Source organism: Mycobacteriales bacterium, assembly GCA_036497565.1.
Taxonomy (GTDB): Bacteria; Actinomycetota; Actinomycetes; order Mycobacteriales; family QHCD01; genus DASXJE01.
On record DASXJE010000232.1, the window covers coordinates 1 to 5,924 of the forward strand.

The 5,924-nt window shown below is 65.2% G+C and carries 5 protein-coding genes; all 5 read left to right on the forward strand.

All coding sequences use genetic code 11. The annotated features are described in order from the left end of the window. Window positions 1-80: 80 nt before the first annotated feature. A complete protein-coding gene (gene oxc, locus VGH85_19155; GenBank protein ID HEY2175929.1) occupies window positions 81-1,823 on the forward strand; it encodes an oxalyl-CoA decarboxylase in 1,743 nt (580 codons plus the stop codon). 47 nt (window positions 1,824-1,870) lie between these two features. Continuing rightward, entirely contained in the window at window positions 1,871-3,127 is a 1,257-nt protein-coding gene (gene frc, locus VGH85_19160) for a formyl-CoA transferase (GenBank protein HEY2175930.1), read from the forward strand. 160 nt (window positions 3,128-3,287) lie between these two features. Next, a complete protein-coding gene (locus VGH85_19165; GenBank protein HEY2175931.1) occupies window positions 3,288-3,746 on the forward strand; it encodes a formate dehydrogenase subunit gamma in 459 nt (152 codons plus the stop codon). After that, a complete protein-coding gene (locus VGH85_19170) occupies window positions 3,743-5,329 on the forward strand; it encodes an NADH-quinone oxidoreductase subunit NuoF (GenBank protein ID HEY2175932.1) in 1,587 nt (528 codons plus the stop codon). Before VGH85_19165 ends, VGH85_19170 begins: the two co-directional genes overlap by 4 nt. Beyond that, window positions 5,326-5,924, forward strand: a 599-nt coding sequence (locus VGH85_19175) for a 2Fe-2S iron-sulfur cluster-binding protein (protein ID HEY2175933.1), incomplete at its 3' end; no start/stop codon positions are given. The genes VGH85_19170 and VGH85_19175, both read left to right, overlap by 4 nt.

The following is a 5,924-nucleotide window of genomic DNA, read 5'->3' on the forward strand; positions in this document are numbered from 1 at the left end:
TCTTGGACGCACACAGCCGCGACGCGGAAAGTTAACTCCAACAAGGGAATAAGCGCGAACAGCCAGGAAGGGCCCACATCATGACCATTGCTTCCCTGCCAGATACGGAGGTAGAGAGCAGCCCAGAGCCGCAAGAGCCGGGTGCTCTCACCGATGGGATCCATCTGGTTGTCGACGCGCTCAAGCTCAACGACGTGCACACCATCTACGGTGTCGTCGGCATCCCGATCACCGATCTGGCCCGCCTCGCGCAGGCCTCGGGCATCCGCTACATCGGCTTCCGCCACGAGAGCGACGCCGGCCACGCCGCGGCAGCCGCCGGCTTCCTTACCAAGAAACCCGGCATCTGCCTGACGGTGTCGGCTCCTGGCTTTCTCAACGGGCTTGTCGCGCTTGCCAATGCCACCACGAATTGCTTTCCGATGGTGCAGATCTCCGGGTCGAGCGAGCGGCACCTCGTCGACCTCCAGCGCGGTGACTATGAGGAGATGGACCAGCTAGCTGCAGCCAGAATGTTTGCCAAGGCGGCCTACCGAGTATCGCGAGCCGAGGACGTCGGTCGCGGCATCGCCCGCGCGATCCGCACTGCGGCGTCCGGTCGTCCGGGCGGTGTCTACCTCGACATCCCGGCCGCGGTGCTCGGTGAGGTGCTCGACGCGGAAGAGGCGGCCAAAACGCTGTGGCGGGTCGTCAATCCCGCTCCGCGCCAGCTGCCGGAAACGGAAATGGTCGACTCCGCAATCGACCTGCTGGCCAACGCGAAACGGCCGCTGATCGTGCTGGGCAAGGGCGCGGCCTACGCGCAGGCAGACGAGCAGATCCGTGAGTTCGTCGAGACCACCGGGGTGCCGTACCTGCCGATGTCGATGGCGAAGGGTCTGCTGCCCGACGACCACCCGCAATCGGCGGCCACCGCCCGCTCGCTGGCACTGAAGCGGGCCGACGTGGTGATGCTCGTCGGTGCCCGGCTGAACTGGCTGCTCGGACACGGTGATGCGCCGCAATGGAATCCGGACGCCAAGTTCATCCAGGTCGACATCGCTGCCAACGAGATGGACAGCAACCAGCCGATCGCCGCACCGCTCGTCGGTGACATCGGCTCGGTGATGGATGCTCTCCTGGAGCGGGCGAAGCCCGGCCAGATCACCGTGCAGAACGAGTGGCGCGAGGAACTCGAGGCCAAGTCGTCGGGGAACGTCGCCAAGATGGCGGGTCGGCTCGAATCGGCGCTGAGCGCGCACCCGATGAAATTCCTCGGCGCGCTGCAGGTCATCCGCGACGTCCTGCAGGACAACCCACAGGTCTATGTCGTCAACGAGGGTGCGAACGCACTCGACTTGGCGCGCAACACCATTGGCATGCAGGTACCCCGGCACCGGCTGGACAGCGGGACATGGGGCGTGATGGGTATCGGGATGGGCTACGCGATCGCCGCTGCTGTCGAGACGGGCGACCCGGTAGTCGCGATCGAGGGTGACAGCGCATTCGGGTTCAGCGGCATGGAGCTCGAGGCGGTGTGCCGCTACAACCTGCCGATCGTCACCGTCATCCTCAACAACAGCGGTGTCTATCGCGGCGACGATGCCTCCACCACGTCGGACCCGGCGCCAACCGCACTGCAGGCCAGGCACGAGTACATGATCAAGGCCTTCGGCGGCAAGGGTTATCAGGCAACCACGCCTGAAGAGGTCGGCGCGGCGCTGCGAGAAGCACTCGCGTCAGGGAGGCCGGCGCTGATCGACTGCGTCATCGACCCCTCGGACGGCACCGAGAGCGGAAACATCGCGCACCTGAATCCCAAGGGCATCACCGCAAAGCACTGAGTTCGCTCACACCGACACGATCGACAAACTACGAAAGGAAACGTGTCATGACCGATTTACCGCTCTCCGGGATCAAGGTGATCGACTTCACCGGGGTCCAGGCGGGCCCGGCGTGCACCCAGATGCTCGCCTGGTTCGGAGCCGACGTACTCAAGGTCGAGCGCACGAGCGGGGGTGACGTGACGCGTAATCAGTTGCGGGACATTCCCGATCTGGACGCTCTGTACTTCACCATGCTCAACAGCAACAAGCGCTCGCTGGCGATCGACACGAAGTCACCCGAGGGGCTGGAGGTGATGGAGAAACTGGTCCGAGGCGCGGACGTGCTGGTGGAAAACTTCGCACCCGGCGCCATGGACCGTATGGGACTGTCGTGGGACAAACTGCAGCAGTGGAATCCGCGGTTGATCTTCGGTTCCGTCAAGGGTTTCAACGACGACTCGTCCTGGAATGACCTCAAGGTCTACGAAAACGTCGCGCAGTGCGCTGGCGGCAACGCGTCGACCACCGGGTTCTGGGACGGTCCGCCGACCGTCGCCGGTGCCGCCCTCGGCGACAGCAACACCGGCATGCACCTGCTGATCGGCATCCTGACCGCGCTGATTCAGCGCGACAAGACCGGCAAGGGGCAGAAGGTGTCTGCCGCCATGCAGGACGCCGTGCTCAACCTGTGCCGTGTCAAGCTGCGCGACCAGCAGCGGCTGGACAAGATTGGCTACCTGGAGGAGTACCCGCAGTGGCCGAATGGCGAGTTCGGCGAGGCGGTTCCGCGCGGTGGGAACGCCGGCGGCGGAGGTCAGCCCGGCTGGGTCGTCAAGTGCAAGGGCTGGGAGACCGACCCCAACGCCTACATCTACTTCACGATCCAGGAGCAGAACTGGAAGCGCACCGCCGAGGCCATCGGTCGGCCGGAGTGGGTCGAGGACCCGGGCTACAACACCGCCCGAGCCCGCGCCGACAAGATTTTCGACATCTTCGCCGAGATCGAGAAATGGCTGGCGGACAAGACCAAGTGGGAGGCCGTCGATATCCTGCGCGAGTGGGAGGTGCCTTGTGCGCCAGTGATGTCCATGAAGGACCTCGCCGAGGACAAAGACCTGCGCAAGAGCGGGAGCATCGTCGAGGTGGAACAGCCCGGCCGGGGCACCTTCCTGACCGTCGGCAGCCCGATCAAGTTCTCGGAGTTCAAGCCCGAGATCAAGAGTGCACCACTGCTCGGCGAGCACACCGACGAGGTTCTTGCCGAGCTCGGCTACGACGCGGACACCATCGCGGCGTGGCACGAGAAGAAGGTCGTCGTCTAACCCGCCCGCCCGGGTGAGAACCGCCCCAGGTGATTCGGGCTTTCTGGGGCGGTTCCACCCTCTCTCCTAAGGAGGCGAGCGCCATGAGGGCCCGAAGGCGACCACGAGTGAGGATCGCAGCGAGGCACGAGCGAGGACCGGAGCGAATGGGAGTCGAGGAATGAGTACAGCACTTGTCCGAGATATCGTTGCGACTTATCGCGGGCAGCGCGGCGCCCTGCTTCCCATCCTGCACGCGGTCCAGGAGGCGCTGGGATATATTCCGCCGGAAGCGATTCCGGTGCTGGCCGACGAACTCAATCTGTCCCGTGCCGATGTGCACGGGGTGGTGTCGTTCTACCATGACTTCCGCTCTGCACCCGCCGGTCGTACGACGGTTCGCATCTGCCGCGGCGAGGCATGCCAGGCAGTCGGAGCGGAACGATTGGTGAGCCATGTGCGGGACGCATGCGGTATGTCGCTGGGGGAGACCTCCCTCGACGGTTCACTGACCGTCGAGCAGGTCTTCTGTCTGGGCAACTGCGCGCTCGGCCCCGCCGCACAAGTGAATGGACGACTTCAGGGCCGGCTGGACGAGTCTCGATTGTCGGCGATACTCGACGAGGCGGTCGCACAATGATCACGCCCGTTACTGTTTATGTGCCAAGGGATTCCGCGGCACGGTCCGTCGGCGCGGACGACGTCGCCGACGCGCTGGTGAGCGCCGCGGCGCGACATGGGCGTTTGATTCGGGTGGTCCGCAACGGCTCTCGCGGCATGCTGTGGCTGGAACCACTGGTCGAGGTGGCGACGCCCGATGGGCGCATGGGCTATGGCCCGATCGCGGCGACCGATGTCGATGGCTTGGTGGCGGCCGGCTTGTTCGACGGCGCAGACCTCCCGCAGCGGTTGGGCGTGGTCGACGAGTTGCCCTGGCTGGCCGCCCAGAACCGGGTCACCTTCACCAGAATCGGCATCACCGACCCGTTGTCTCCCGACGACTACCTGCGTCACGGCGGGGTCGTCGGGCTGGTTCGCGCGCTACAGAATTCACCTGCGGACGTCGTCGCTGAGGTCACGGATTCCGGGCTGCGCGGCCGGGGCGGTGCGGGCTTCCCGGCCGGCATCAAGTGGAAGACGGTGCTCGACTGCACTGACGACCTGAAGTTCGTCTGCTGCAACGCCGACGAAGGTGACAGTGGGACCTTCGCCGACCGGATGTTGATGGAGGGCGATCCGTTCCTGCTCATCGAGGGCATGACGATCGCGGCCTACGCGGTCGGCGCGACGGAAGGCTACATCTACATCAGGTCCGAGTATCCGGATGCGGTCGCCACTACGCGAGCTGCCATCGAGATCGCTTACGGGCGAGGATGGCTCGGCGACAACGTGCTCGGCTCGCCGCTCAACTTCGATTTGCATGTGCGGGTGGGCGGCGGCGCCTACATCTGCGGCGAGGAAACCTCGATGCTCGAGAGCCTCGAGGGCAAGCGCGGGATGGTCCGCGCGAAGCCGCCGATCCCGGCGATCCACGGCCTGTTCGGCAAGCCGACGGTGGTGAACAACGTGCTGACGCTTGCCACTGTGCCCACGGTCATGGCGCACGGCGCACAGGCGTATCAAGAACTCGGAGTTGAGCGTTCACGCGGCACGCAGGTGTTCCAGCTAGGCGGCAACATAAAACACGGCGGCATCGTGGAGACGGCCTTCGGGATCACGCTCGGCGAACTCGTGGACGGCTATGGCGGCGGCACCCGGTCCGGTCGACCGGTGCGTGCGGTCCAGGTCGGCGGACCGCTTGGGGCGTATCTGCCGAGGACCAAATTCGAGTTGCCCATGGACTACGAGGCATTCGCGGCGGCGGGCGCGATGGTTGGCCACGGCGGCATTGTGGTGTTCGACGAAACCGTCGACATGGCGGCGCAAGCCAGGTTTGCGATGGAGTTCTGCGCAGCAGAGTCGTGCGGCAAGTGCACGCCATGCCGGGTCGGTGCGGTGCGCGGTGTTGAGGTGATCGACCGGATCGCCGCCGACGAGCACCGCGACGAAAACCTGGCTCTGCTCGAGGATCTGTGCGACGTGATGACCGAGGGGTCGTTGTGCGCGATGGGCGGCCTCACCCCTATGCCGGTACGCAGCGCGATAACACATTTCCCCGACGATTTCCTTGCCGGGCAACCGATTCCACTGCACATCAGCGCGAGGACGGAAGGTCAGCCATGACTCTGCTCAAGGAACCGGACTTCGGCACCCCGGCCAAGAACGGTCCGGCGACGGTCTCGCTCGAGGTGGACGGCCTGACCGTGGCAGTTCCGGAAGGCACGTCGGTGATGCGTGCGGCAGCGCTTGCCGGTGTCGACGTGCCCAAGCTGTGTGCCACGGACCGACTCGAGGCGTTCGGCTCGTGCCGGCTCTGTCTCGTGGAGATTGAAGGCCGTCGTGGCACGCCTGCGTCGTGCACAACCCCGGTCGCCGACGGCATGGTGGTGCGGACCCAGACTCCGAAGGTCGCCAAGCTCCGCGAGAACGTCATGGAGCTCTACATCTCCGACCATCCGCTGGACTGCCTCACCTGTTCGGCCAACGGTGACTGCGAGCTGCAGGACATGGCAGGCGCGGTCGGCCTACGTCAGGTGAGGTACGGGTACGAGGGCGAAAACCACCTCGACGCGGTCAAAGACGAGAGCAACCCGTACTTCGACTTCGATCCGTCCAAGTGCATCGCATGCTCCCGCTGCGTGCGAGCCTGTGACGAGATCCAGGGCACGTTCGCGCTGACCATCGAAGGCCGCGGCTTCGAATCGAAGGTGGCGGCCGG

Excerpts from the sequence above, each read along its gene's own strand:
- oxc (HEY2175929.1), top strand. The coding sequence starts at position 81 with ATGACCATTGCTTCCCTGCCAGATACGGAGGTAGAGAGCAGCCCAGAG.
- frc (HEY2175930.1), top strand. The coding sequence starts at position 1,871 with ATGACCGATTTACCGCTCTCCGGGATCAAGGTGATCGACTTCACCGGG.
- VGH85_19165 (HEY2175931.1), top strand. The coding sequence starts at position 3,288 with ATGAGTACAGCACTTGTCCGAGATATCGTTGCGACTTATCGCGGGCAG.
- VGH85_19170 (HEY2175932.1), top strand. The coding sequence starts at position 3,743 with ATGATCACGCCCGTTACTGTTTATGTGCCAAGGGATTCCGCGGCACGG.